Source organism: Candidatus Salinivivens marinus, assembly GCF_965655845.1.
GTDB classification, from domain to species: Bacteria; Pseudomonadota; Alphaproteobacteria; order Rhodobacterales; family Rhodobacteraceae; genus Salinivivens; species Salinivivens marinus.
This window is the reverse complement of sequence record NZ_CBFHHX010000005.1, coordinates 1-24617: the sequence shown is the minus strand read 5'-3', so window position 1 is coordinate 24617 and position 24617 is coordinate 1. Positions and strand designations below refer to the sequence as shown.

Annotated in this window: 18 protein-coding genes, 3 tRNA genes, 1 rRNA gene and 1 pseudogene; 12 read left to right on the top strand and 11 right to left on the bottom strand. The window is 39.6% G+C overall.

All coding sequences use genetic code 11. The features are described 5' to 3' along the window. Nucleotides 1-98 precede the first annotated feature (98 nt). A complete protein-coding gene (locus tag ACTF5Q_RS05830; protein WP_438953712.1) occupies nt 99-971 on the bottom strand; it encodes a LysR family transcriptional regulator in 873 nt (290 codons plus the stop codon). A gap of 182 nt (nt 972-1153) precedes the next feature. Here ACTF5Q_RS05830 and glpK point away from each other — a divergent pair, with 182 nt between their 5' ends. From glpK to ACTF5Q_RS05810, 4 genes are all read left to right on the top strand, one after another. Then, a complete protein-coding gene (gene glpK, locus ACTF5Q_RS05825) occupies nt 1154-2644 on the top strand; it encodes a glycerol kinase GlpK (protein WP_438953711.1) in 1491 nt (496 codons plus the stop codon). A 126-nt stretch (nt 2645-2770) separates the two neighbouring features. After that, entirely contained in the window at nt 2771-3505 is a 735-nt protein-coding gene (locus tag ACTF5Q_RS05820) for a transporter substrate-binding domain-containing protein (protein WP_155494691.1), read from the top strand. A gap of 56 nt (nt 3506-3561) precedes the next feature. After that, the gene (locus ACTF5Q_RS05815; protein ID WP_438953710.1) at nt 3562-5253 is read left to right on the top strand and encodes an amino acid ABC transporter permease; all 1692 of its coding nucleotides are present in this window, start codon (nt 3562-3564) and stop codon (nt 5251-5253) included. Further along, nucleotides 5250-6500, top strand: coding sequence for an NAD(P)/FAD-dependent oxidoreductase (locus ACTF5Q_RS05810; protein WP_438953709.1), 1251 nt, complete (start codon nt 5250-5252; stop codon nt 6498-6500). Before ACTF5Q_RS05815 ends, ACTF5Q_RS05810 begins: the two co-directional genes overlap by 4 nt. A 12-nt stretch (nt 6501-6512) precedes the next feature. Here ACTF5Q_RS05810 and ACTF5Q_RS05805 read toward each other — a convergent pair. Next, nucleotides 6513-6587 (bottom strand) — tRNA-Gln (locus tag ACTF5Q_RS05805). Nucleotides 6588-6764: 177 nt separating this feature from the next. On the opposite strand from ACTF5Q_RS05805, the gene ACTF5Q_RS05800 reads away from it, so the two are divergent. Then, nucleotides 6765-6841: transfer RNA gene (locus ACTF5Q_RS05800), tRNA-Arg, on the top strand. Between the two features lie 60 nt (nt 6842-6901). On the opposite strand, the gene rmuC is transcribed toward ACTF5Q_RS05800, so the two are convergent. From rmuC to ACTF5Q_RS05785, 3 genes are all read right to left on the bottom strand, one after another. After that, nucleotides 6902-8311 (bottom strand): DNA recombination protein RmuC, encoded by a 1410-nt coding sequence (gene rmuC / locus ACTF5Q_RS05795; protein WP_438953708.1) that lies wholly within the window; start codon nt 8309-8311, stop codon nt 6902-6904. Nucleotides 8312-8350: 39 nt separating this feature from the next. Continuing rightward, nucleotides 8351-8893: a hypothetical protein gene (locus tag ACTF5Q_RS05790; RefSeq protein ID WP_438953707.1), complete on the bottom strand. Its 543-nt coding sequence runs from the start codon at nt 8891-8893 to the stop codon at nt 8351-8353. A gap of 88 nt (nt 8894-8981) precedes the next feature. Further along, on the bottom strand, nt 8982-9404 hold the full coding sequence (locus tag ACTF5Q_RS05785; protein WP_438953706.1) for a GNAT family N-acetyltransferase: 423 nt from the start codon (nt 9402-9404) through the stop codon (nt 8982-8984). 215 nt (nt 9405-9619) lie between these two features. Here ACTF5Q_RS05785 and ACTF5Q_RS05780 point away from each other — a divergent pair, with 215 nt between their 5' ends. Further along, nucleotides 9620-10144 (top strand): DUF3833 domain-containing protein, encoded by a 525-nt coding sequence (locus ACTF5Q_RS05780; protein ID WP_438953705.1) that lies wholly within the window; start codon nt 9620-9622, stop codon nt 10142-10144. Between the two features lie 12 nt (nt 10145-10156). Here ACTF5Q_RS05780 and ACTF5Q_RS05775 read toward each other — a convergent pair whose 3' ends face one another. From ACTF5Q_RS05775 to ACTF5Q_RS05760, 4 genes and pseudogenes are all read right to left on the bottom strand, one after another. Beyond that, the gene (locus tag ACTF5Q_RS05775; protein WP_438953704.1) at nt 10157-11170 is read right to left on the bottom strand and encodes a pyridoxal-phosphate dependent enzyme; all 1014 of its coding nucleotides are present in this window, start codon (nt 11168-11170) and stop codon (nt 10157-10159) included. A gap of 578 nt (nt 11171-11748) precedes the next feature. Continuing rightward, nucleotides 11749-12036, bottom strand: a pseudogene (locus ACTF5Q_RS05770) (GYD domain-containing protein); the annotation flags it as partial. 125 nt (nt 12037-12161) lie between these two features. After that, complete coding sequence (locus ACTF5Q_RS05765; RefSeq protein WP_438953703.1) at nt 12162-15191, bottom strand: aminotransferase class III-fold pyridoxal phosphate-dependent enzyme; 3030 nt, start codon at nt 15189-15191, stop codon at nt 12162-12164. A gap of 287 nt (nt 15192-15478) precedes the next feature. Then, nucleotides 15479-15898: a phosphate-starvation-inducible PsiE family protein gene (locus tag ACTF5Q_RS05760; RefSeq protein WP_153691424.1), complete on the bottom strand. Its 420-nt coding sequence runs from the start codon at nt 15896-15898 to the stop codon at nt 15479-15481. A gap of 197 nt (nt 15899-16095) precedes the next feature. Between ACTF5Q_RS05760 and ACTF5Q_RS05755 the strand changes: the two genes are divergently transcribed. Both ACTF5Q_RS05755 and ACTF5Q_RS05750 read left to right on the top strand, forming a co-directional pair. Next, complete coding sequence (locus ACTF5Q_RS05755; protein ID WP_438953702.1) at nt 16096-17751, top strand: NAD+ synthase; 1656 nt, start codon at nt 16096-16098, stop codon at nt 17749-17751. A gap of 94 nt (nt 17752-17845) precedes the next feature. Next, entirely contained in the window at nt 17846-19105 is a 1260-nt protein-coding gene (locus ACTF5Q_RS05750) for a DNA polymerase IV (RefSeq protein ID WP_438953701.1), read from the top strand. Between the two features lies 1 nt (nt 19106). Here ACTF5Q_RS05750 and ACTF5Q_RS05745 read toward each other — a convergent pair whose 3' ends face one another. Beyond that, nucleotides 19107-19979 carry an N-formylglutamate amidohydrolase gene (locus tag ACTF5Q_RS05745; RefSeq protein WP_438953700.1) on the bottom strand — a complete coding sequence of 291 codons (873 nt, stop codon included), beginning with the start codon at nt 19977-19979 and terminating at the stop codon, nt 19107-19109. 101 nt (nt 19980-20080) lie between these two features. On the opposite strand from ACTF5Q_RS05745, the gene ACTF5Q_RS05740 reads away from it, so the two are divergent. After that, nucleotides 20081-20155: transfer RNA gene (locus ACTF5Q_RS05740), tRNA-Val, on the top strand. A gap of 64 nt (nt 20156-20219) precedes the next feature. Further along, nucleotides 20220-20345, top strand: a complete 126-nt coding sequence (gene ykgO, locus ACTF5Q_RS05735; protein ID WP_012177066.1) for a type B 50S ribosomal protein L36 — start codon at nt 20220-20222, stop codon at nt 20343-20345. A gap of 64 nt (nt 20346-20409) precedes the next feature. On the opposite strand, the gene pyrF is transcribed toward ykgO, so the two are convergent. Beyond that, complete coding sequence (pyrF, locus tag ACTF5Q_RS05730; protein WP_438953699.1) at nt 20410-21105, bottom strand: orotidine-5'-phosphate decarboxylase; 696 nt, start codon at nt 21103-21105, stop codon at nt 20410-20412. 213 nt (nt 21106-21318) lie between these two features. On the opposite strand from pyrF, the gene clpB reads away from it, so the two are divergent. Next, nucleotides 21319-23937 carry an ATP-dependent chaperone ClpB gene (gene clpB, locus ACTF5Q_RS05725; protein WP_438953698.1) on the top strand — a complete coding sequence of 873 codons (2619 nt, stop codon included), beginning with the start codon at nt 21319-21321 and terminating at the stop codon, nt 23935-23937. Nucleotides 23938-24485: 548 nt separating this feature from the next. Beyond that, a 16S ribosomal RNA gene (locus ACTF5Q_RS05720) occupies nt 24486-24617 on the top strand; the annotation flags it as partial.

Sequence of the window (24617 nt, the reverse complement as noted above, 5' to 3'; positions counted from 1 at the left end):
AATTTATCTTGGTTTAACATCATTATTTTTTAACAAATTGCCAATTAATAATTTTTATCTGTGACTTAAGGTTTTCTTAAGTAAAAAGGCTTTTGCTTTTAATTTGCTATCACGGTGTTAAAACTTGTAGCGAATGTTTCGATTAAGGAATACTTTCTAGAGCTTTTTTTATATAGGATACCAATTTCGCGTTTGTATTTTGGCATTTCTATAGAAATAAATTTAAGGTTAGCTGAGATCTCATTTGCAGCAATTGGAATTGGTAGAATTGCAACACCTAATCCATGACTTACCATAGATGCTACGGATGCCAAGCTATCTAGCTCTGTACTTGTAGTTGGGTTAACTTCCAATTTAGTAAAAATTTCCTTGATAGGTCTATTTATCCACGCGCCTGATGGCAATTTTAGATACTGGGTTTCAGAAAGTATCTCCCGGACATTAGTTCTTTCATCCCTCTCGCTTATTGCTAAAGCTAGTGGCTCAAAGCCTATAGTGAACCACGATAACCCTTTTGGAAGTTCTGATGGTCTGCTCATAACAGCCGCATCAATTTTTTCTTTATGAACGAAATCCCACAATTCAGCGGAAAGAGCAGGGACGACCCTTAATTTTAAACCTGGAAGTTTACTTCTTAATTCAGTAAGGGCCTTGGGAACCAACGCGGTCAGTTCAGATGGAACCGAACCAAGGCTTAGTTCTCCTTTAATATTATTTTCAATTGTAGCCAAATTTATGAATTTATCATACGCGTTTACCGCATCTCGAATGGCGGGCAGCAATTCTATAGCGGCCTTAGATAATACTGGCGTTCGACCGCTGCGGTCGAATAGTTTGAGACCCAAATCATATTCTAGTTGGCGCATTTGCTGGCTCATAGCGGATTGAGAAATGTGTGCCCTTTCTGCGGCTTGTGAAAAAGAGCCTGTTTCTTTTATCGCTATGAGGCTTTTTAGGCGTCTTATTGTCATTCGCATTCCTTGCCAGAAAAATTACTGATGAAAGCAATTTATCTCCATAACTTATAAGTAACAATTTACAGGAATTAAGCAAACTGTTGCACTAATTAGTTCGCCAACTATGTTGCACTTCTTGCTTCAGGGAAAATTGTCATTAAAAGTTGCATATAAATTTTAATAAGGTTGGGTTTGGAATGGGATATATTATCGCAATTGATCAGGGGACTACGTCGACCAGATCTATAGTTTTTGATGATCAGTTTGCAATTGTGGGGCAAGGTCAGGAAGAATTTGAGCAACATTTCCCAAAGAGTGGATGGGTTGAACACAAACCACAAGATTTGCTGACGTCAGTGATCACAACCTGTAAAAAAGCACTCAATGATGGAAAAATAAGAGCAAAAGATATATTGGCTCTAGGCATTACCAATCAACGTGAAACCACATTGTTATGGGATAAGGTTTCTGGTGAACCGATTTATAATGCAATCGTCTGGCAAGATCGACGAACGTCTAAGTTCTGCGATAAACTTAGAAGTGACGGGGTAGAGGAGTTAATAACCCGTATAACTGGATTATTACTAGATCCATATTTTTCCGCTACTAAACTAAAGTGGCTTTTAGATAACGTTGAGGGAGCACGGGCTAAGGCTGAAGCTGGAGAGCTTCTATTCGGTACTGTTGATACCTACTTGATTTGGCATCTTACTAATGGAGTAATTCACGCCACTGATGCGACAAATGCCTCTCGGACAATGCTCTATGATATAAATGAAAGCAAATGGTCTAGTGAAATTTGTGATATGTTGAATATCCCAATGTCAATTTTGCCAGAGGTACGAAATTGCTCTGATGATTTTGGAGTATGCGACGAAAAAATACTAGGTCATAAGATCCCGATAAAGGGAGTGGCTGGTGATCAGCATGCAGCAACTATAGGCCAGGCTTGTTTCAAGCCAGGTATGATGAAATCGACCTACGGTACTGGGTGTTTTGCCCTGCTTAATACAGGACAAAGCATAGTAAGGTCCAATAATAAGTTGCTCACAACTATCGCCTATCAATTCGATGGGAAACCAACTTATGCCCTTGAGGGTTCAATTTTTATTGCTGGTGCAGTTGTGCAATGGCTTCGAGATGGTTTGCAAATTATTAAGTCAGCAGCTGAGACACAGGATTTAGCAATACAAGCTGATAGTAATCAACAAGTGATTATCGTTCCTGCATTCACTGGCTTGGGTGCTCCTTACTGGAATGCTGATTGTAGAGGAGCAATATACGGTTTGACGCGAAATTCTGGACCAGCTGAATTAGCAAAAGCAGCTTTGGAATGTGTAGGCTTCCAAACAAGAGATTTGTTAGAAGCTATGCAATCAGACTGGCATGACGACGGGGAAGAAAAGCCAGTTCTGCGGGTTGATGGTGGGATGACATCAAGCAATTGGGCGATGCAGTTTTTAGCAGACATACTTAATGCTGGTGTTGACAGACCAAAAACGCTTGAAACAACGGCGGTTGGAGCTGCATGGCTTGCCGGATCAGCAGTCGGGTATTATCCACCATTTGCCGAGTTTTCTAGATTATGGAAGAGTGAGTCGCACTTTACTCCAATGATGCAAGAAGAACAAAGAGAGCGGAAATACTCTGCCTGGAAATCTGCTGTTGAAGCCACAATGAGGGTCTAACTATAAGATTTACATAAAAAATATAAAATAAACTGGAAATTATTAAAGAAATACTTGACCGCATCTGCCACTATCTTAGGCTAGGCTATGTTGCTTTTAAAAAAGCCAATTTAAGGGAGATATTAAATGAAAAAATTCATAGTTGCAGCAATCGCCGCATCCATGGCGTTGCCGGTTTATGCTGCAGATTTAGGTGGTCGTGTTTTAAACATTGGTTCTGATACAACTTATCCTCCACACGAGTTCATTGAGGATGGTGTGGTAAAAGGTTTTGACGTTGATGTTGTCGCAGAAATATGTGAGCGAATAAATTGTACTCCGAACTGGGTAACAACAGCTTGGGATGGTATTTTTGCGGCACTTGCAGATGGTCAATTTGATATGGTTGTGTCGGGTGTTACAATAACTGATGAGCGCGATAAAATAGTAGACTTTTCAGATCCTTACATCATTGTTCAGCAGGGTGTATTGATGCGTGTAGAAGATGAGGGTGCAACTATTGATGCTTTTAAAAGTGGTGATTTAAGACTAGCATCCCAGAATGGAACCACTAACGCAGCTTTGGGAGAAGAATTAGTAGGCAGAGATAATCTTCAGCTATTTGACTCTTTCAATAATGCGGTAATTGCTGTTCAAAATGGTGATGTTGATGGCGTAATCATAGACTCAACCTCAGCTGCTGCATATGAGCAAGAATTTGCTGGAGAATTAACAGTTGGAATAACTGGATTGTCTTCAGATCCTCTGGGTCTTGTCTTTCAGGAAGGCGATGGTATCCAAGACGCTTTTAATGAGGGTTTGGCGATGATCAAAGACGATGGAACATTGCAGAAATTGGTTGTTAAATGGTGGCCAAAATAATCTGAGTGAGAATACAGGGGAATTAGTTCCCCTGTATTCTGCTTGAAAGCAAAATAATGAGCAATTTGATAAGTGTTTTGCGCAACATGCGCGCAAGCTCTCTTATGTTTCTTCTGGTCTTTCCAGTTATAGTGTATCTGCTGGTAATATCCCGAAACTATGGTGCTGCTATTTATGAAGTCCTTGGCATAGAAGATAACGCCACACTTTTACTTAGTAATTTTATCATTTTTTGTTTTTCGGGAGCAGTAGGTTTTTGGGGTGCATTACAAGTCCTAAAATCCCTTAGTCCTGACATAGTACCTGGAGATAGGTCAAAATTTCGACAAAAGGCATTTTTCGCTTTTGTCTTGCAAGCGGCGATACTTTTATTTCTATCTCAAGCAGACTGGATAAATCCTTACATCAAATCTATAGCAGTGAATGCCTATGATCCAAGAAGCGTAGATTGGCTCATTATGGTCGATCAATCGTTTACATTGAGCCCAGAATTTGAAGTACAGTTGTTGCGTTGGACGCGGAATAGCCTTTGGCAATTATCTATGGTTTCTGGGTTACTTGCGCTTTTATCAATCTTTGGATCACGGATACTCGATTCTAATGTCGGTTTCTGGTTTGCCTTGTTGATATTGCTATTAGAATTTGCTTTTCTCTTTTATTTCCTAATGATAGCCCATGCTGGATTTGCCGTAGGTCTAATGATTACGATTAGGGCGGCAATTTTTGCTTATTTAGGAGCATCTATTCTGGGGCTTGTTTGGGCATTTTTGTCTAGGCTAAAAGTATCGCTACTTGCCGAAAGGATCATCTTTTTAATCGGGGTCATCCTTATTATTGCCGCTACTATCTTTGTCATGCAACCTAAAAAAGAGATTGTATTGGTTGGTGATCTTTCTGGCCGAATTGGTATAGCCTCTGGTATACCCTCTCATATTTCTGACACGGTAAGATATGGTGATTTTTTAGACGAACCACCGGAAAATCCATTTAAAATCCGCTCGCTAAAAAGTCTAGATCAGGCAGTTAAACTGCTCGACGAGGGTAGAATATCTGGTGCACTCTTGCCGCCTGACCTTGCAATTAAGTATTTGAGTGTTTGGAATGCGAAATATCTTACTCCCTTTTACGCTACTATGGCTAAAGTCTTCTACGTTTTGGGTGTTTTGAGTATTCTTTTAGTAATTGTTGGCCGAATGACGTCAGCGCATCCACTTGCAGTTTTATCGGATTTCTTTGTCGATACGCTTCGCGGTGTACCAATGTTAGTTATTATTTTATATGTTGGGTTGCCTCTGGCTGGAGCAATAAAAACTGCAACAACTGGGTATATAGATATCCAAATGATGACTCGTGGTATTGCTGCAATTGCGATCGGTTATTCTGCTTACATGGCTGAAATTTTTCGAGCCGGGATAGAAGCCATACCCAAAGGTCAAATAGAGGCTTCTAGAGCACTTGGATTGCGTGAAAGGCATATTGCCAGATTTATTGTTATACCGCAGGCAATCGCAATAGTATTACCAGCGTTGGGCAACGAGTTTATAGCGATGCTCAAAGACACCTCTCTAATATCAATTCTCTCCATTCGTGATTTAACCCAAAGAATGAGAGAGTTTCAGGCTCAAAGCTTTTTGGCTTTTGAACCTTTTAACTCAGCTGCTCTGATATATGTACTACTGACTTTAATTGCCGCCTCGGGCGTGAAAGCGCTGGATAACATTATTAATAAATCTCGCGAACGAGAATGAGCGGTGTTTATTCAAGAACCTGGTACGATGACACATGTGTTTCGCCTAGTGAGCAATCCACGCAACAAATCCAAAAAAACTTTGAATTCTGTATTATAGGCGGCGGTTTAGCTGGGCTGTCATGTGCTTATCATTTAGCTAAAATGGGTGCTAGCGTAGTTCTGTTAGAAAAGTCTGCGATAGGTGCTGGGGCCTCTGGGCGAAATGGCGGATTTTGCTCAGCTGGTTGGGCTGCCAATACCTCACAAATCAACAGAATGATCGGTAAAAATAATTGTATAGAATTTGAAGAACTTGGGTTAGAAGGTTTGAGCTGGATGCGTCAACGTGCTTTCAGCCCACAATATTCTAAAGCTGAAGCAGTTAATGGCGTAATATCTCTTGGATTAACAAAAAATCTTCCTGAAAAATCAGAAATTATAACTCAGAAGAATTTGGAACAATTTGTTCGTGGGCCTAGGTACCGTTGGGGCATCATTGATAAGAGTGCATTTCATTTCCATCCGTTAAATTTCTTACGAATATTTGCGGGTGAGGTTAAAAAAATCGGTGTAAAAATAATTGATTATGTGGGTGATGTTCAAATAGATACGGCGAATGTGAGAACTTCAAGCGGTACCGATTTTCGTTGCAATCGGATAATTTGGGCAACGGGTGGATATGGTTTGGAAAGTAATTCAGTTCTAAAAAATTTAGTATTGCCAATCCAAACATTTATTTGTGTTACATCACCGATGGGTGACATATTAGACGAATATATTCCAACAAATATGGCTCTTGGAGATGATCGAAGGGCTGGAAATTATTTCAGAAGATTGTCTGATGGAAGATTACTGTGGGGTATGGGTGTAAGCGCGATGCGGCAGAAATCTAGTCAACAAATTAGGTTAATGGGTTGGAAGAATATAAAAGCGCACTTTCCCAATATGGTTCAAGATATGGAGAAAGATAGAATCGTTATTGATTATGCGTGGTCCGGGCTAATGGCCTATGCCTCTCATTTTCTTCCAGTAGTTGGCCAAATAAGTGACAGGGAACTTACACTTTGTGGTTTTGGAGGTCACGGCATGAATACTGCACCTATCGTTGGAAAAAAAATGGCAATGTTTTTGAATGGAAATCTCAAAAGCTTAGATTTATTTTCCATAATTCCTAAACGAAAAACCTTTGGTTTATTAGGTAGGCTTGCAGCCGAAATTGAATATCGGAGGCTTTCGTTTTTAGATATGGTAAATGAACGATATTAGTGGCGGTAATCTTGGCTGGGGTGGTAGGATTCGAACCTACGGTACACGATACCAAAAACCGTTGCCTTACCACTTGGCTACACCCCAACACAAAAAATTGTTTACGATGGTGATTAAAAAACATCAAGGGGTAATGGTGTAAAACGGCTGTGATATGATAATTTATATCTTTGTTCGATCAATAAGCCTGTCAGCTATATATTTTTAGAAAAAAGTATTTTCTTTTTGTAATCTTCTTTTAAAGGGTCTAGACACCGCTCAAGCGACTCCGTAGCTCAACTGGATAGAGCAATTGACTTCTAATCAATAGGTTGAGGGTTCGAGTCCTTCCGGGGTCGCCATAAAAACCATTGTTTTCGTATTTGATTAATCGTGTATCAGCTGAAAAATTTCAGGCAAATTTAATTTTTTCTTTTGACGCTTTGCAATTTGACGGTGTTATCGTCGTCGTTATCGAACTCTGTTTTAATCGACTTACTTGCCTTTGCTCCCAAGGCTTTTAACGAATCAACTTGAGAAATTATATTACCTCTTCCTTTCGAGAGTTGACTGAAGGCTTGTGAATATGAGTCGTGTGCTTGATCTAATCGCTCTCCAACACGTTCCATGCTTTGAACAAAGCCATAAACCTTATCGTAAAGTTTGCCAGCGCGATCCGCTATTAATTCAGCGTTTTGATTTCGCCGATCAACTGCCCAAACGTTTGCAATTGTTTTCAAAGCCATCATCAGTGTTGTTGGAGTCGCTATGGTTATATTTTTTTCGAGAGCATATTCTGTTAAAGCAGGATCCTCTCTGAGTGCTTCGGATAGAGCGCCCTCGATTGGTACAAAGAGAATTACATAATCTAGTGTTGAATTTTCAGCTATCTGATACCCTTTTGAAGATAGTGCGTTAATATGGTTTTTAATTGAGGTCAGATGCCGTTTGCGTGAAGTTAATGCATCAACTTCAGTTTCAGCGTTAACGGAGTCACTATACGCCAAAAGAGAAACTTTGCTGTCGATAACTAAACTTTTACCTCCTGGAATTCGAACTACTACGTCTGGACGCAACCTTTCGCCGTTTGCCCCTATTCTATGAGCTTGTGTTTCATATTCCTCACCATCTCTAAGCCCTGAACGTTCTAGTATATTTTCGAGAACCATTTCACCCCAGGCGCCTTGAACTTGAGTATCGCCTTTGAGTGCTTTAGTAAGGGAAATTGCTTCCTGAGATATTGCCTCTGAACGTTTAGAAAGCTGAGAAATTTCTGCTTTTAAGCGTTCACGGTCTTTCACTGTTTCTTCATGAACTTGTCGAAGCTCTTTTTCGAAATGTCCTACATGTTCTTTAAGAGGTGTAAGAGTTGCTTCAAGTTTTTCTATATTTGCTTTAGAAAAGCTTTCTCCTTGTGCCTTTAGGGCATTTTCTGCCAATTCCTTAAACTGGACTTCCATATCAGTCCTAACTTTGGAGAGCATTTCTATTTTTTCATTCGCCGCATTGTTTTCCGCTTCACGTTGTGCATGAATTTTTGCTATTGTGTTGGAATGTTCGCGCAATTGTATGTTTTGTTCATCAATTCTTTCTCGAAGATCTGTAAGCTCACGTTTTAGTTGTTCAACTTCAAACTTTCGTTCTTGCGCTAAAGCAGTAAATTTTGCCGCTTCTTCTTTTGATTTGGATAATTCAGAGAACACTTCATCGCTGTTAATAATCTGATTTTGGGATTGATCAGGTTTGCCAAAACGCTTGAATAGTATAAAAGCTGCTGACCCAAATATTAATAGAGACAAAATAACGAAAAGGTTTTCTTGTATCTGCTGCAATATTATAGCTCCAAATAGTCTCTACAGTGAGTTTTGATTTTAATTACTACCTTTTCCCAAAAGGATACCTTCCAAAAAGTCACCTGCTGGACCGTAATTAAAATAGCAGTTTTCTATATTAGATAACCGACTTGTGATACTTATTTCAGGAAAACCAATGAACTCCATGTCTTTAACTAAAGTATTTATAAATATTTCATAATCAAGAGTTTTCCTCATCCATTCATCTCGCATACGTAAAATTGCTAAACAGTCTGCTATACTTTCATTCATTAAATGTTCGTAGCTATTTCTTGGAGGATGAGGTTGATCTACATGGCCTATTTGATGGTGAGCACATTCATGGTAGTCCACGAAAATTTGAAATTCTGGAGGTGATTTTTCATAGTTGAAGCGATAGATTATAGGTTTTCTGTCAGGACCTCTTATTGCCATTCCGGCGGCAACCTCGGAATTTGGGTTATTCTTTTGTAAAAAATTAACTTTCTCACCTAAATTGTTATAGCAGATGGGAGGTTCTGCGATTGTAAAGGTTTCAGCGGTTTCCTCGCCGATTAGCTTACCAAATATACAAATATGCATGATAAAAAAAGTCAGAGTGACATAAGTAATCTTTAAGTGTCCAAGTAGAATAACTAGTCTCCATTTTTACAAATTTATTCGTTGCACGTTACCGTTTCCATTCAAAGCGAATTTCTGGGATTCCATCTGCTCCAAGTTGATTAAATTCTTTTTTTACAAAACCCTCTCGCATATAAAATTTGTGAGCTTTTAAATTAAAAGAATGGCTCCACAATTGAAGGAATGATGAGTGGCATTTAATATGATTAATTAATCGTTTCCCATAACCTTGGCCGGGGTTTTTGCTATATAATGCCGCAATTGAATTATTGGGTCTGTCAAATGATAGATAAGCAAAAATTGGATCACCCACTACCCATATATCTCTCTTTGGCATTCCCTCTTCTATTAATGTTTCAAGTTCTGCTAATGTGAAGCGATTTGGCATCCACGATGTGGTCTGGACCCATGAGTGAACGATTTCTGCGCAAAAATTAGCATCACTTATATTTGCTTTACGAATATTTGCCATGAATTACCCCACTAAAATTTGCAGGCGCTTTTTCATTTGAGTAGGTGCCTGGAAATGGACAGCACATGTAAATTTCAAAAAGTATCATAAACTGTTTTCATAAAAATTGAATAATGCTTTTCTCGTACTATTTTTGACCGATATAGTGAAGGCTTGGAACTGGCTGTTACGCATTTTTTTATTTTTACTGAAATCTCACAAACAGGATTTTAATTATGAAGTATCTCGCTACCGTTGTGTTGTTATTATTTATTTCAGGCTGTGGGTTAAAGCCTTCTATAGATGATCCGAAGCTATCTGATGTGCAATTAGACTTAGAAAAGTTTTTGGTTGGTGATTTGGTAGCTTATGGGCAATTTCAGGATGTTCTTGGAAATGTGAGCCGGCGTTTTGTAGTGGATATGACTGGTGAGTGGGACGGATCTAATCTTAAATTAACTGAAGATTTTGAATATTCAGATGGAACAACTGATCAAAGAATTTGGTATCTTAAAAAAGTGGGAGAACAAGGTTGGAGCGGCACAGCAGATGGAGTTATTGGCGAGGCCAAAGGCTTAGAGAATGGAGACACGTTCTATTGGAACTATACTATTGATCTACCGGTTCCAGACGGCACCATGCGTGTGACTTTTGATGACTATATGTGGCTCATATCTAAAGATAGAATGCTTAATAAAGCTTACATGTCAAAGTTTGGAGTTCCGTTAGGAGAAGTAACAATTATGTTCGAGAAATTGTAGAACATATTAGATTTAATTCACCGCTTTTCTCATGATATGAGCTCCTCTAATTAAGTATCTCTGGTAACTTTGCGCATCAATATTAGCTCCGCAGATAACTAATCCAATTTTTTTTCCAATTAATTTTTTGTTTAAAGGCCAGATAGCCGCAGCGACAACAGCACCAGCAGCTGGCTCAACTGCAAGCTTAGCTTCCTCTTGTAATAGGGATAAACCTGCACAAATTTGATCATCTGTTACCGTCACAAATTGATCGACAAATTTTTCACAAACAGAATAGCTAAAGGGAAGTGCCATCGGCGGTGCGAGACTATCGGCGATGGTATCAATTTTGTTCAAAGTAACGGGCTTCCCTACTTTTATAGATTGTGACATGCTATTTGCACCGATTGGCTCAACAGCATAAACTTCACAGTTTCGATTTTTAAGTTTAACTGCCGCTGCAACTCCAGACATCAGTCCACCACCCCCCACCGCTACAACGACCGCATCCAAATCAGTATGATCGTCTATTAGCTCTAAACCGACACCAGCTGCTCCCAATGTTGTGTTAATGCCTTCAAATGGATGGATGAATGTTCTATTTTCCTCCCGCATTAGTCTATCTGCCTCTGCAAAAGTCGCCACACCACCTTCTTTCATAATTATTTCAGCACCAAACGTTTCCGCAAGTGACACACGAAACGGGTTTGCTGATGTCTGCATGACCACTTTAGCAGATAATTTTTCAACTTTTGCAGCCCATGCAGCGGCGATAGCGTGATTTCCAGCACTTGCAGCTGTGATCCCAAACTTCTTATCTTCCTCGGTAATTTGTTTGGTTGCCGAGAGGGCACCTCTGGCTTTAAATGTTCCTGAATGCTGAAAGCATTCAAGTTTCATATACAGCTCGCTTTCTTTAATAAGATTACTTAAAAGGGGCGATGAGAGTCTAATAGTTGGAGTATGCAATATTGACGCTGATAGCTCCGAATAGCGCCTTTCTATCGATTTAATACTTATGGCTTGCAAGCTCGAGTTATCCAACTCAGTTTCCTTCCTAAATCGGTGTTAGCAAATTCATTTTGGTATATACGCTTAGCACGCATTGGAGTAAAATCCTTATTCGATGAGCGGCTACTTTAGTTTAAAAAAATTTTCAAAGTTCATCGGTACGGATAATATAAGCTATCAGTAAAACGGCTGTTAGCACTCCAAATAGTGCCGCATATTTTAAAAACCATAAAACTGGATCGATGGAGAAAATACTTACAAAACAAAGTAATAGGTACAGGCAAGCAAAGAATAAAGGCGCTTTTTTTCCTTTAAATTTGGCTTTGTTATTGCTGTGTGGTTTCATAAAAAAAGTAAATTCTAATTATATCACTCTTTGGGAAAGTTAGTTTTTTGATTGCTTTCGTAAATATTGCTAAGCGATTTTTTCGCGTGCGTACCAAAAACAAATTTTTGTAACCTAATTATTTAGCTTTTTTAAATTTTATGTTATCGTTCGGTTGTGGATGACGGCCTCTGCTGAACCGACACTACAGAAGATGACCTTAAAATGCTGCGTGGTCCAAGTACACCGTCATCCAACTTAACAGTAAAAATAATGTGGTGTTTGGTTATTCCTGCCCGGGCATCGGATAGCCCCCAGCAGTTTTTGCTGCACTTATTGCCTTATCTACGTTCATTTCTGGCAGTATTAGTAGTTCATCCCAACCTCCAGAAAGCATCATAGTTGCATGTAAACCAGAAGCGGTTTCATAATCATCGACCTCGATATCCGCAATGACATCGAAAGGACCCTGTAGATACGTCACAGTCCCGAGTTTTCCACCTACCTTCTCAACCATTTTCATTACAGCTGAAACTCTGGCGGCATAGGTGCTATTCATCATGCCCTGCATCCCAGCCGCACTATATGCTCAAAGAAAAAATACTTTCATTTGTGACTCCTATTTTCCCAACTTCTGGAAAGGTCGCAATCGCAAACCATTTTGTCAACAAATCTGATTATTGAGCCTTGACAGTTTGATTAGCAGGTAGCTTCCTCGAAAATAATATCGAGTGTTTCAATTATCATATCGATATCTCCTATTTCGATGGATAATGGCGGACGAATTTTTAAGACATTATCCATCGGGCCTTCACTCCCAATTAGGATCCTGAAATCGCGCATGCGATTTTTGACGAAACTACATAATCGCGTATTTTCTTTACCAGTTTCGTCGATGAGCTCGATGCCTACGAAGAGGCCCATACCCCGTACGTCTCCAATCGATTGATATTTATCCTTAAGATTTTTTAGCCCTGTTTTAAGTTTTGCCCCCATTTTTTTTGCATTGGCCTGAAGCGCCTCCTGATCAACTACTTTTATTACCTCATTTGCAATCGCGCATGATAATGTCGAACCTCCAAACGTAGAAAAAAATTCAATTCCGTTATCAAAATTATTTGCAATTTCCTCGTTAGTAGCAACAACTCCAATGGGATGACCGTTTCCAATCGGTTTGCCAAGTACAACGATATCGGGGCAAACTTCTTGATATTCAAAGCCAAAATAGTAATCCCCAAGGCGTCCTAACCCAGTTTGCACTTCATCCGCTATACAAACCCCACCATGTTCTCGTATTTGTCTATAAACTGCTTCCAAATAACCTGGCGGTGTAATAATTTGTCCCCCAACTGACGGAAACGTTTCTGCAATAAACCCGCATAATTTTTGATTTTTTGATTTCAAAACTTCTATTGCATGATTTATTTGATTAGCAAATTTTGCTCCACAGTTAGGATCATCTCTTTTGTAGGTACCTCGATAGTCATCTGGTATTTCTACCAACTCAAGCCAGTCGGGTTGTCCTACGCCATTTGGTTTATTAAATTTGTAAGCTGATAAATCGATAGCACCGGTGGTATTTCCAAAATAGCCATGATCTGTGGTGATCATACCTTTTGCTTTTGTATGTTCCCGAGCCAGACGCAGAGCTAACTCGTTAGCTTCTGAGCCAGAATTGACGAAAAAGCAAACCTTAAAACTTTCTGGTAATTTTGACAGAATAGTTTCTGCTAAATCTGATTGGTAAGGGTGTAGATATCTTGTATTGGAGTTAAGCTTTCTAAGTTGTTCAGATGCTATATTTTGTATTCTAGGATGTGAATGTCCAACATGAGGAACATTATTATAAGCATCTAGATACGGTCTGCCCCATTCATCGAATAGATGAGTTTTCCAGCCCCTTAAAAACAAAATTGGATCATCATATGAAAGCTCCAAGTTGCCGGCGAATTTTTCTTTTCGCTTGGCATATATTTCAGCTTTCTGTATCGGTCTAAATTCGACACGTTCATCGGTTAAATTTAAAATTGCTGCGGGGTTGGGGCAGATAGCATTAAAGAATCCTAGGTCATCAGGATCTGTCACTCCTGGCCAGTCGTTTTCAAGGCCATTAATGGTCAGTGCAACTTGAAAATGTAAATGAGGGGCCCAGCCTCCATTTACACCAATGTCGCCTAAAACACAGAATTGTTTTCCTTTTTTTATTTTTGTGCCGACTTTATATTGCTTGGGAAAATTTGGATCCAGATGCCCATACAAGGTGTAAAAAACATCGTTACAATCAGTTTTATGTTTGAGAATTATCATCCCACCGTAGTCAAGTGCGTTTTCGCGATTTTCTATGGCTAAAATTTCTCCATCCAGAGGTGCAAAAACAGGCGTTGCTGCAGGTGCAAAAATATCAACTCCGAGATGCACCGTACGTCGCTCGCTCGCTTTGTAAGGTCCAAAGCTAAATTCTTGAGCGGTATAAATTAGTCTTGGTTCGTTATAATATCCCAGACATATTTCATTTTCGCACGTTTCAGCAGAGCCAATTTCTTTTGCCTCTTGCCTTGATAATTTGAAGGGATTCTTTGGAATAGAAGAATTTTCAACTGCCAAAGATACCAAAGGTACACTTGCCAGTGGCTTTCCAATAACCTGGGCAAAGTTACCACAATTTTTATAAATCCAAGATCGTATTCTTCTTTCATTGGGTACAAATTCCTGGCCGCAAGCTTTTCTAAGTCGACATTTAAGAAGTTCCGCGTTTATTTTATGGTTTTCAAGAAAATCCCAGGCAGGCTTTTGTGATACAGTTACATATGGGTCATTCGGAAATTCTAATGCTAACATTGTAGAATTTACGACGCTAACTGCTAGACGCATCAATAGCAGGTCCCAAATAATGTCAATCTCTAGTTTTGTCAGGGGGCACGTCTGGTTAAACCCAGATACCAACGCAACTAAGGATTTTTCGGGGCTAGGAGAGTCTAGGACAATGTATGCTCCAGCTATGGCAACTTCACAGACACGGGGTGCGACACACATATCCCCAAAATCAATTATGCCCGACACTGTTTTTTGCTCGTCATAATCACCAGCAATTATGATATTATAATCATTTGGATCATTTTGTATGACTTGTCGATTTAACGATTTCAGCTCAGGTAAGCGTCTATTGAAATTGACTGAAATATTTTTAATTAGCTCGTAGCGTTTTTTATTTTTAATACAAGTTAGCTGATCATCTATCCACCCAGATTGTAGAAGATTCCACTTAAAGTTTCTATCAAGCTTTTTATTTTTATAATTGCTCAACGCTTTTGTAGTTGCACCCAGCGCTTCACCAATTTCTTTTATTAAACTGGGCGGTTTTGAATGTAACTTTGCTAAACACTTTCCCGGAATATACTCTAAAGTCCAAACGTATCGCAAATTTCCGGTTTTGTCAGCAACCTCTATACAGCTCTGTCCATTAAGGCTCAAAAAAACTGTAGGTGTGGTCGGCAAATTCGCAATTTTTTCTATGTGCTGCATCGCTGAAATTTGTGATTTAACTAGCCATTCAGGGCAATTTTCACGCATAACTTTAAAGATTAAAGGTTTTTTTGATGCGTTAATCGCTAAAAAATTTAAATCGTATTCGCCGTCTAACCTGGTTAGCTTTGCCTTTACACCCCAGTTTTTGCTTAAAATGTCAGCCCAATATTGAGTGCTGTCATCAATTTTATTTGGAGTTGCCATCTGATTGCTTTCTTATGGGCTTGTTACTGTTTAAAAAGTTTTTATTTTAGTCTACAGATTAGAATATTGGTACATTTGTCATACCAGCTGTAGTGACGTACCACACCTGAAAATCGTTTTAAAATCGAAATTAATCATTTAGCAATAATGTAATTTAAACTGTAAGCGATTAGTTATCAAAAGCTATTGTTTGCAGTGCAAAATGATATGTATTTTATTAGTAAAATATAGAAGTAAAATGGTGACCGAGAAATTACACTCAGTGGTGTAATTGGTGTCTAATACTGTTACTCAGTTTCTCTGTCTGCTTCACCTTTAGGACGCACTAAATTTATTAAGTTCCAACGGATCGCCAGAGCGGATAGTGCCAGCAGTAATATCGCCCCACTTTCATACAGTAGATCTACCGTATTTATACCCTTGCCCTGCAAAATAATTAATCTGCAGAGAGCCGTTATAGCTATGAAAATCGGTACTGTTATAGGGATTTTGCGGAATTTGTAAAAAGCAGCTACCATTCCTAAAACTTCCGCGTAGATAAATAATAGTAATAGGTCTGTTAACTTGACAGCGCGGATAGAAACGACAGTAATTATTTCAACTACTACGGCATAAGTTGTGAGAAAAGCGATAATAACGAGGAGAGTTTTCTCCATCATTGTTATTATTTTATACCAGTCTACTGAGGCTTTTTCTTTTTCTTCCATAGCTGATAGGTAGGTCTCAAATTGAAAATGTCGAAAGTATTTACATGCGATCTTTTCAAATTGTCTAAAATGCTTTTAACATTAGATTTTTAAATTAATGTAGATAAGCCTGATATAATCAATATTTGCATTCTTAACTTTTACTATTTGTTTTTCCTGTTAGATAAATAGATCATGTTTCGGTAGTGAGCGAATTGATGGCAAATAAATTTCAAATTACTTTAGCCCAGTTAAACCCTACGGTGGGAGATCTCGAGGGCAACTACAAAGTTGCTATTGAAGCGTGGGACCAAGCACAAAAGATGGGTAGCGATCTTATAGCATTTACTGAATTATTTATTACGGGTTACAATACTCAGGATCTGATAAAGAAACCTTCTTTTTTCAAAGCAGCACAAGATCAAATTTTAAAATTGGCAAAAACCTGCAAAAATGGACCTGCTATAGCGATTGGTGGCCCAGCCTATCTTAAAGGAAAGCTTTATAATGCCTATTATATCTTAGCCGATGGTAATGTTGCTAATATAATCATGAAGCATCATTTGCCAAATCAAAACGTCTTTGATGAAAAAAGAATTTTTGATGAGGGAGAAATATCAGGACCCTATCAGATCGGTCCAATTAGAATTGGAAGTCCAATATGTGAGGATGCTTGGCATTCTGACGTATCAGAAACATTATCAGAAACGGGCGCACAACTTCTGCTAGTGCCCAATGGATCGCCTTATTATAATGGCAAAAATGATGTTCGATTAAACAAAATGGTCGCTAGAGTAGTAGAAACAAATCTACCTTTGATCTATTTGAATATGGTTGGCGCACAGGATGATCAAGTTTTTGATGGCGGCACTTTCGCCTTGAACCGAGGCGGGCGCTTGGCAATCAAACTACCTTTATTTGAAGAAGCCTTAGAGCATATAGTCCTTGAGGAATCCGATATGGGTTGGAATATAATTAAAGGTGAATTAGCCAAAGTTCCTTGTGACAAGGAGTTGGATTATCATGCTATGGTCATGGGCTTGCGGGACTATTGTAAAAAATCGGGTTTTGAAAAGGTGGTACTTGGGCTCTCAGGGGGTATCGATAGTGCCCTTGTTGCGGTAATTGCTTCCGATGCAATAGGATCGGCAAATGTGCGATCGATTATGTTGCCATCCCCATACACTTCGCAGACCTCGCTAATTGATGCTACCGATCTTGTAGACAATTTAGGCTGTAAATCTGATACTTTACCAATAAATGATAGTCTTACGGCTATTGATAAAACGCTATCTAGTACGTTTGAGGGTCGTAAAATTGATCTTACTGAGGAAAATATTCAGTCACGGCTTCGTGGCTTATTGCTAATGGCTGTTTCAAATAAGTTTGGCGAGATGTTGTTAACAACTGGGAATAAATCGGAAGTAAGTGTCGGTTACTCGACAATTTATGGTGACATGGCGGGTGGGTTTAACCCAATAAAAGATCTCTATAAAACAAAAGTGTTTGAAATTTCTAAATGGCGGAATAAAAACCATAGACCCTGGATGAAAGGGCCGCCCGGTTCTTTAATTCCGGACAGCATCATAACCAAAGCCCCCACAGCTGAATTGCGTCCAAATCAAAAGGACAGTGATAGTTTACCTGATTATCCAGTTTTAGACGCAATTCTAACTATTTTGGTTGATGAGGATGGGTCGACGAGTGATTGTTTGAAAGCAGGTTACAATAAAAGTGACGTAAGCAAAGTTGAGAAGTTACTCTATGATAGTGAGCACAAGAGGTTTCAGTCGGCTCCTGGTACGCGTTTATCACAACGTGCTTTTTGGTTGGATAGGCGTTATCCTATAGTTAATAAGTGGCGAGACAAATAGTAATTTTAGTTTTACTCTTCTTATAACATACTAGCCTTGGCACTGACTCAACGGTTTAAGATATAGTAATATTTTTGTTTGATTAGGTTTCTTATTGGAAAATCAAAAACTTTGTCGAAAGTGTTTTAGGCTTTTTGAAAAATTGGAACGATGCCCCAATTGCCGTTCTCCAATAATTATCTCGCACCCTGAACTGCTCTCCCTAAATATTGCTCACATGGATTGCGATTCATTTTATGCTTCTGTTGAGAAAAGAGATCGACCTGAGTTGATCGATAAGCCTGTTATAATTGGCGGGGGTAGGCGTGGTGTTGTTTCCACCGCTTGCTATATTGCACGTATCCGTGGCGTCCATTCAGCAATGCCTATGTATCGTGCATTAAAATTGTGTCCAGATGCTGTTATATTAAGACCAAGAATGAAACTATATGCAGAAATCAGTCTGCAGATAAGAAAAATGATGCTTGAGTTGACACCTGCCGTCGAGCCTATTTCTTTAGACGAGGCTTTCTTAGATTTAACTGGCACTGAAAGGCTTCACAAAAAGCCACCTGCCGTCTTGCTTGCAGAACTCACTAGCAGACTGAAGAATGAGCTCGGGTTGACAGGGTCAGTTGGGCTTTCGCACAATAAATTTTTGGCAAAAGTAGCCTCAGACCTTGATAAGCCAAGCGGGTTTTCCATAATTGGCAAATTTGAAACAGAAAAATTCCTATCTACCAAACCGGTAAATATTTTGTGGGGTGTCGGCGCTGGAACTAAAGAGAAGCTTGCGGCAATGGGGATTAAAAATCTCAACGATCTGAAACGATGGGATGAGAATGATTTTGTAAGAAAGTTTGGCTCCTCTGGCAAAAGATTAAAGGCTTTGGCGTCTGGCAAAGATAATCGACGCGTTTTGCCGGAAAGATCGATAAAATCTATTTCGAACGAGACAACCTTTGGAAACGATGTTGGCCAGATCAGTATTTTAATTGGTCACTTATGGCGTATGTGTGAAAAGGTTTCAGATAGGGCAAAGTCTCGCGAAATAGCTGGTAAGGTAGGAGTGCTGAAGCTAAAAACTAACAAACACCGATTGATTACTCGAAGATTAACTTTCAAAGAGCCTACTAATATTGCTGATAGATTATTTAACGCCTTGGAGCCCTTATTAAAAAATGAAATAAAAGAAGTACGATTTAGATTGCTTGGTGTTACATTGATGGATCTGTGTGATCAGAAGTATGCAGATTTGACTGGCGATTTACTAGACCCACATTCAACGAATAGAGAACGGGCGGAGCTTGCGAGTGATCAAATTCGTAAAAAATTTGGTGGTAACGCGATTATTAAGGGCAGAAGTTTAAGATAAATTACTCTGCAGCAATTGAAGTTAAACAGGTATGGATTTGTGAAAAATCTCGCATGATACTTTGCAACTTATTCTTAAGTTCGTGAAATTTCTCTAATTTTTGGATTTTGCGTTCATCCATATAAATTGATCGATCAATTTCTAGTTGGATCGCATGACGGTTTACTCCAGGACTCCCATATTTTTGAACAATGTAGGCGCCAGAAAATGGAACATTGCGACTGGCGCGCAGACCATTCTTAGATATTAACTTGATCAAATCGTTAATAATTTCGGGAGCACATGTAGCTCCATATCTGTCGCCTAGTACTATTTGACTGGTGCGAAAACTAGAAGATGCATTCAAAATTGCCTCATGTGGCATAGAATGTGTATCGATTAAAATGGAATACCCAAATTGCTGTCGAGCTCGATCTAATAATTCTGCAAGTTTAGAATGATAGGGATCCCAGAAGTTCTCTAATCGCTCAATAGCTGCTTCTTTGGATAGCTTTCCTGAGTAAATTTCTTTCCCATTTGCAACTACTCTTGGGATAACACCCAATCCAGATATGACACGAGGATTTTGTCTGTTAGGTTTGATTCCTTCTATTATTGCTGGGTCCAGTTCATCTCTTGCTCTGTTTAAATCTACGAAAGCTCTTGGTATTTCTGAACAAATTAGAGGAATGCCTAGGGCTGGAGCAAAATCCATAAGCTCATCTACAAAGGCGTCTTCGGAACTTCGCAACGTTGTAGGGTCAAGGATAGACTGCTCTTTAACTGATGATAGATAGTTTCGGCCTGAGTGCGGAGACGCAACGACTATTCCAGAAAGCAGAGCTACAGGCTCTATCAGTTTGTAAGGTTTTGTTTCTAAACTTCTATACTTCATAATTAGACCTTAGCTCGTAATTTTTGAATCGAAAACCCCTTGAACAAACTTGTAAAACTTTTTATAGACCTCCCACCGGCGCGGGACCCCCGCCGCATTTTGGGCGGTTAGCTCAGCGGTAGAGCACTACGTTGACATCGTAGGGGTCACTGGTTCGATCCCAGTACCGCCCACCACGCAGTACCCACTTTGTGGGGTTAGATTGGCGCTTTTGCGCGTCTGAGTTTAAGGAGAGGCCTTATGAAGGTTAAAAATTCACTTCGCTCATTAAAGCAGCGCCATCGTGATTGCCGTGTGGTAAGGCGTAAAGGCCGAGTTTATGTTATTAACAAAACCCAGCGCCGTTTTAAAGCTCGCCAGGGATAACTAACTTCAGCTTTTGTCAAAAAATATTGGCTTATGGGCTTCAAAGTTTATAGTTTGGGTAAATTTAGAGCTGCCGTATATCGTCAAGTATTTTGACAGCGGCAAGCTTTTTGTTTTTAGCATTCACAATCGGACGACCAACAACTATGTGATCTGCGCCATTTAATATCGCTTCCCTTGGAGTAGAAACTCGTTTCTGATCACCGAATTCTGTTCCTACAGGTCTAATTCCAGGCGTAATAATTAACTTATTTTTTGAATTTGGAAGATCACGTATGCTTATACATTCCTGCGGAGATGCGATAACACCATCGGCACCCGCTTCAAAAGCTCTCGACGCTCTTTCAGAAACTAAATCCTTAATGTCTCCATTTTTGATCATGGAAGCATCCAAATCTTTTCTGTCTAACGACGTTAAAATGGTCACTGCTAGTATTTTTAGATTAGATCCAGCCGCACCGTTCTTGGCAGCGGTTACCACGCTCGGGTCCCCATGGACGGTTAGGAAATCTATATCAAATTTTGATATTCCCTTAACTGCGGCCTCGATAGTCGCGCCGATATCAAATAATTTCAGATCTAGGAAAATGCGTTTGCCATATTCGCCCTTTAGTTCATTAGCGAGTGCAAGGCCTCCTGAAGTTAACATTCCCAAGCCAATTTTATAAAATGATACAGCTGTATCTAGTTGCTTAACTAATTCTAATCCAGCAATTACATTTTGGACGTCTAACGCAACAATTAGTCTATCATCTGGCATTGTCAGTTCTTTCACCTATTAATTAATTTTCCCTTATCTATATGACAAGGAATTTGGTCAACCATTTATGAGTTTATTTAAGTTAAGAGTAATTTAAAACGAGAGTTCTTGAAAATCACGAGGCACCTAACCACATATAAAAGGAGGCCAAAATAGTTCTTGCTTCATTGTAAGGAGATCTGGAATTGGCTGGCGCTTCAAAAGGAGTTTGAGATGAATTTAGAAAAATTCACTGAGCGGTCGCGTGAATTTATACAAGCAGCGCAAGCGGCAGCGCTAGCTGCAGAACATCAGCGAATTTTGCCCCAACATCTTTTAAAAGTTATTCTTGAAGATGAGCAAGATTTTGCAAAAAATTTGCTAAAAAAGATTGGTGTAGACTCGCACAAAATATTGGTAGAAATAGATCTATTGCTCGGTAAAGTTCCAAAAATTAAATCTGAAAATTCACAAATGTTCTTTGATACGCAGACTTTGCGTGTTTTAGAACAGTCACAAGCACTTGCCAAAAAAAATGCTGATAAATTCGTATCCTTGGAACGGATATTGTGTGCCCTAGCAACCGTAAAATCAGATGTAAAAAATATTTTGGATAGATCAGGTGTTTCAATGACAGCCTTGGAAATGGCGATCTCTGACTTGAGAAAAGGCCGTACTGTTGAAAGTGCAAATGCTGAAGATAGTTTCGAGGCTTTAAAAAAATATACGACAGATCTCACTCAAGCCGCCAAAGACGGTAAAATAGATCCGATCATTGGTCGAGATGATGAAATTAGACGTTCAATGCAGGTTTTAAGCCGGCGTACTAAGAATAATCCAGTCTTAATCGGGGACCCTGGTGTTGGCAAGACAGCGATAGCAGAGGGAATGGCCCTAAGAATAATAAATGGTGACGTGCCAGAAAGTTTAAAAAATAAAAAGCTTTTAGCTCTGGATATGGGAGCTTTGATAGCAGGTGCAAAATTTAGAGGAGAGTTTGAAGAGCGTTTAAAAGGCATCCTAAGTGAGATGTCAGCTTCATTAGGCGAGGTGATACTTTTTGTAGACGAAATGCATATGTTAGTTGGCGCTGGGAAAACCGATGGAGCCATGGATGCGGCGAATTTGATTAAGCCTGCTTTAGCACGAGGCGAATTGCATTGTATAGGGGCAACTACCCTTGATGAGTATCGTAAGTATGTAGAGAAAGATGCAGCTTTGGCGCGTCGTTTCCAACCAGTTATTGTCGCTGAGCCTACGGTTGAGGATACGATATCGATTTTGCGTGGGATCAAGGAAAAGTATGAACTTCACCATGGGGTTAGAATTACTGATAGTTCTTTGGTGGCTGCGGCCACGCTATCGAATAGATATATTACCGATAGGTTTCTCCCTGATAAAGCGATTGATTTAGTAGATGAGGCTGCAAGTCGTTTGAGGATGGAAGTTGATAGTAAACCCGAAGATCTAGATGCGCTTGACCGAGAAATAATGCAAAAGCAAATAGAAATCGAAGCCCTTAGATTGGAAAGTGATAAGGCGTCAACTGAAAGGCTGACACGGCTTGAAGAATCTCTTGGTAAATTACAAGAGAATAGCTCTGTTTTGACTGCCCAATGGCAAGCAGAGCGAGATAACTTGGCCAATGCAAGGGTAATCAAGGAAAAATTAGAAACTGCGAGAGCGGAGCTGGATGCTGCAAAGCGAGATGGAAATCTCGCAAAGGCTGGTGAGCTGTCGTATGGAGTTATACCTCAACTTGAAAAAGAATTGAATCTGGTTGAAGTCGAAGACGGTGGGGGCGAAATTATAAAGGAGGCTGTAGCCCTAGAGCAAATTGCTCAAGTTGTTGAGCGTTGGACTGGCGTACCAACATCTAAAATGCTTGAAGGTGAGAGAGAGAAGTTACTTAAAATGGAAGATCATCTCGAGGCTAGAGTTGTTGGGCAGGAAGAAGCTGTTCATGCTCTGGCTAATGCAGTGAGACGAGCAAGAGCTGGCCTAAATGACGAAAAGCAACCATTAGGTTCTTTTTTGTTTTTAGGACCTACTGGTGTTGGAAAAACAGAATTAACGAAAGCCATAGCAGAATTTTTGTTTGATGATGATAATGCCATGGTGCGCATTGATATGTCAGAGTATATGGAAAAACATTCAGTATCTAGATTGATTGGCGCGCCTCCTGGATATGTTGGTTACGATGAGGGAGGTGTGTTAACTGAGGCTGTTCGGCGGAGGCCATACCAAGTAGTCCTTTTTGATGAGGTGGAAAAGGCACATCCAGATGTTTTTAATATTCTCCTTCAAGTATTAGACGACGGTATCTTGACCGATGGCCACGGGAGAGTTGTTGATTTCAAACAGACAATAATTATCCTTACATCGAACTTAGGCGCACAAGCTCTGAGCGATCCAAAAACTCTTCAAAACATTGAAATTGCAAAAGCAAACGTGATGGACGCGGTGCGATCCCATTTTAAACCTGAGTTTATAAACAGGCTTGATGAAACTATCATTTTCAATCGGTTGTCAAAAGAGCACATGTCTAGAATTGTGGATATTCAACTTAAAATACTTCACGATCGTATTTCCTCTCTTAATTTAAAAATTGAGTTAGGGGCGGGGGCAAGAGATTGGATTGCTCAGCAGGGGTACGATCCAATATATGGCGCAAGACCCTTAAAACGCGTTATTCAGACCTACTTACAAAACCCAATAGCTGAGTTGATCCTTGCAGGGAAGATTTCGGAAGGTAAGGTGATCGAGGTTACTAATGGTCCTGAAGGATTGCTCATAGGTGAGTACGCATCTTCTAGACAGAATGTAAAACCTGATTCAGTGGTTCTTCATTGATTTTTGAGATTTTACAAAATGTTAGATTAGTAATTTAACTGGTTTAGCTAATGTTTTTATGGTAAATTATTGTTGAAATTTTACTGCATCAGCAAAATTAAGCAGATTTTTAATTAAAAATTGCTTTTTTGCTAAATTAGGGCTTGCGACTCTAATTCATTGTGTCTAGAAGCCCCTTCACTGGGTGTTTTTAACGATACATTTGGTCGCTCTAAATAGAGTTATAATTTTTAGAGCGTAAAATCTAGATTTGAGGAGCGGTTTGGTGCCTAGTTATGTTGGCGCAATCGTTTTTTTTGTCTGGAACGATATTTGACATTGATGGAACACTGAAGAGATATGCGGGCAGTTTGGTTCGTTGATCGATGGATCAGCCTTTGCATATCGCGCTACTAGGATTTAATCCGATAATGTAGTGTCAGCTTCACTGTTTGTCGGCTTTCGGTATCTTTTGATACTGATGCAACAAACAGTTTTGATTGGTTTGAACAGCCAATCAAGTGATGTGCAGAGGTTCGAACGTCAAGGATAGCATAGTGATATGCTTTCAACTTGAGAGTTTGATCCTGGCTCAGAACGAACGCTGGCGGCAGGCCTTATACATGCAAGTCGAGCGCATCCTTCGGGATGAGCGGCGGACGGGTGAGTAACGCGTGGGAATGTGCCCTTCTCTACGGAAT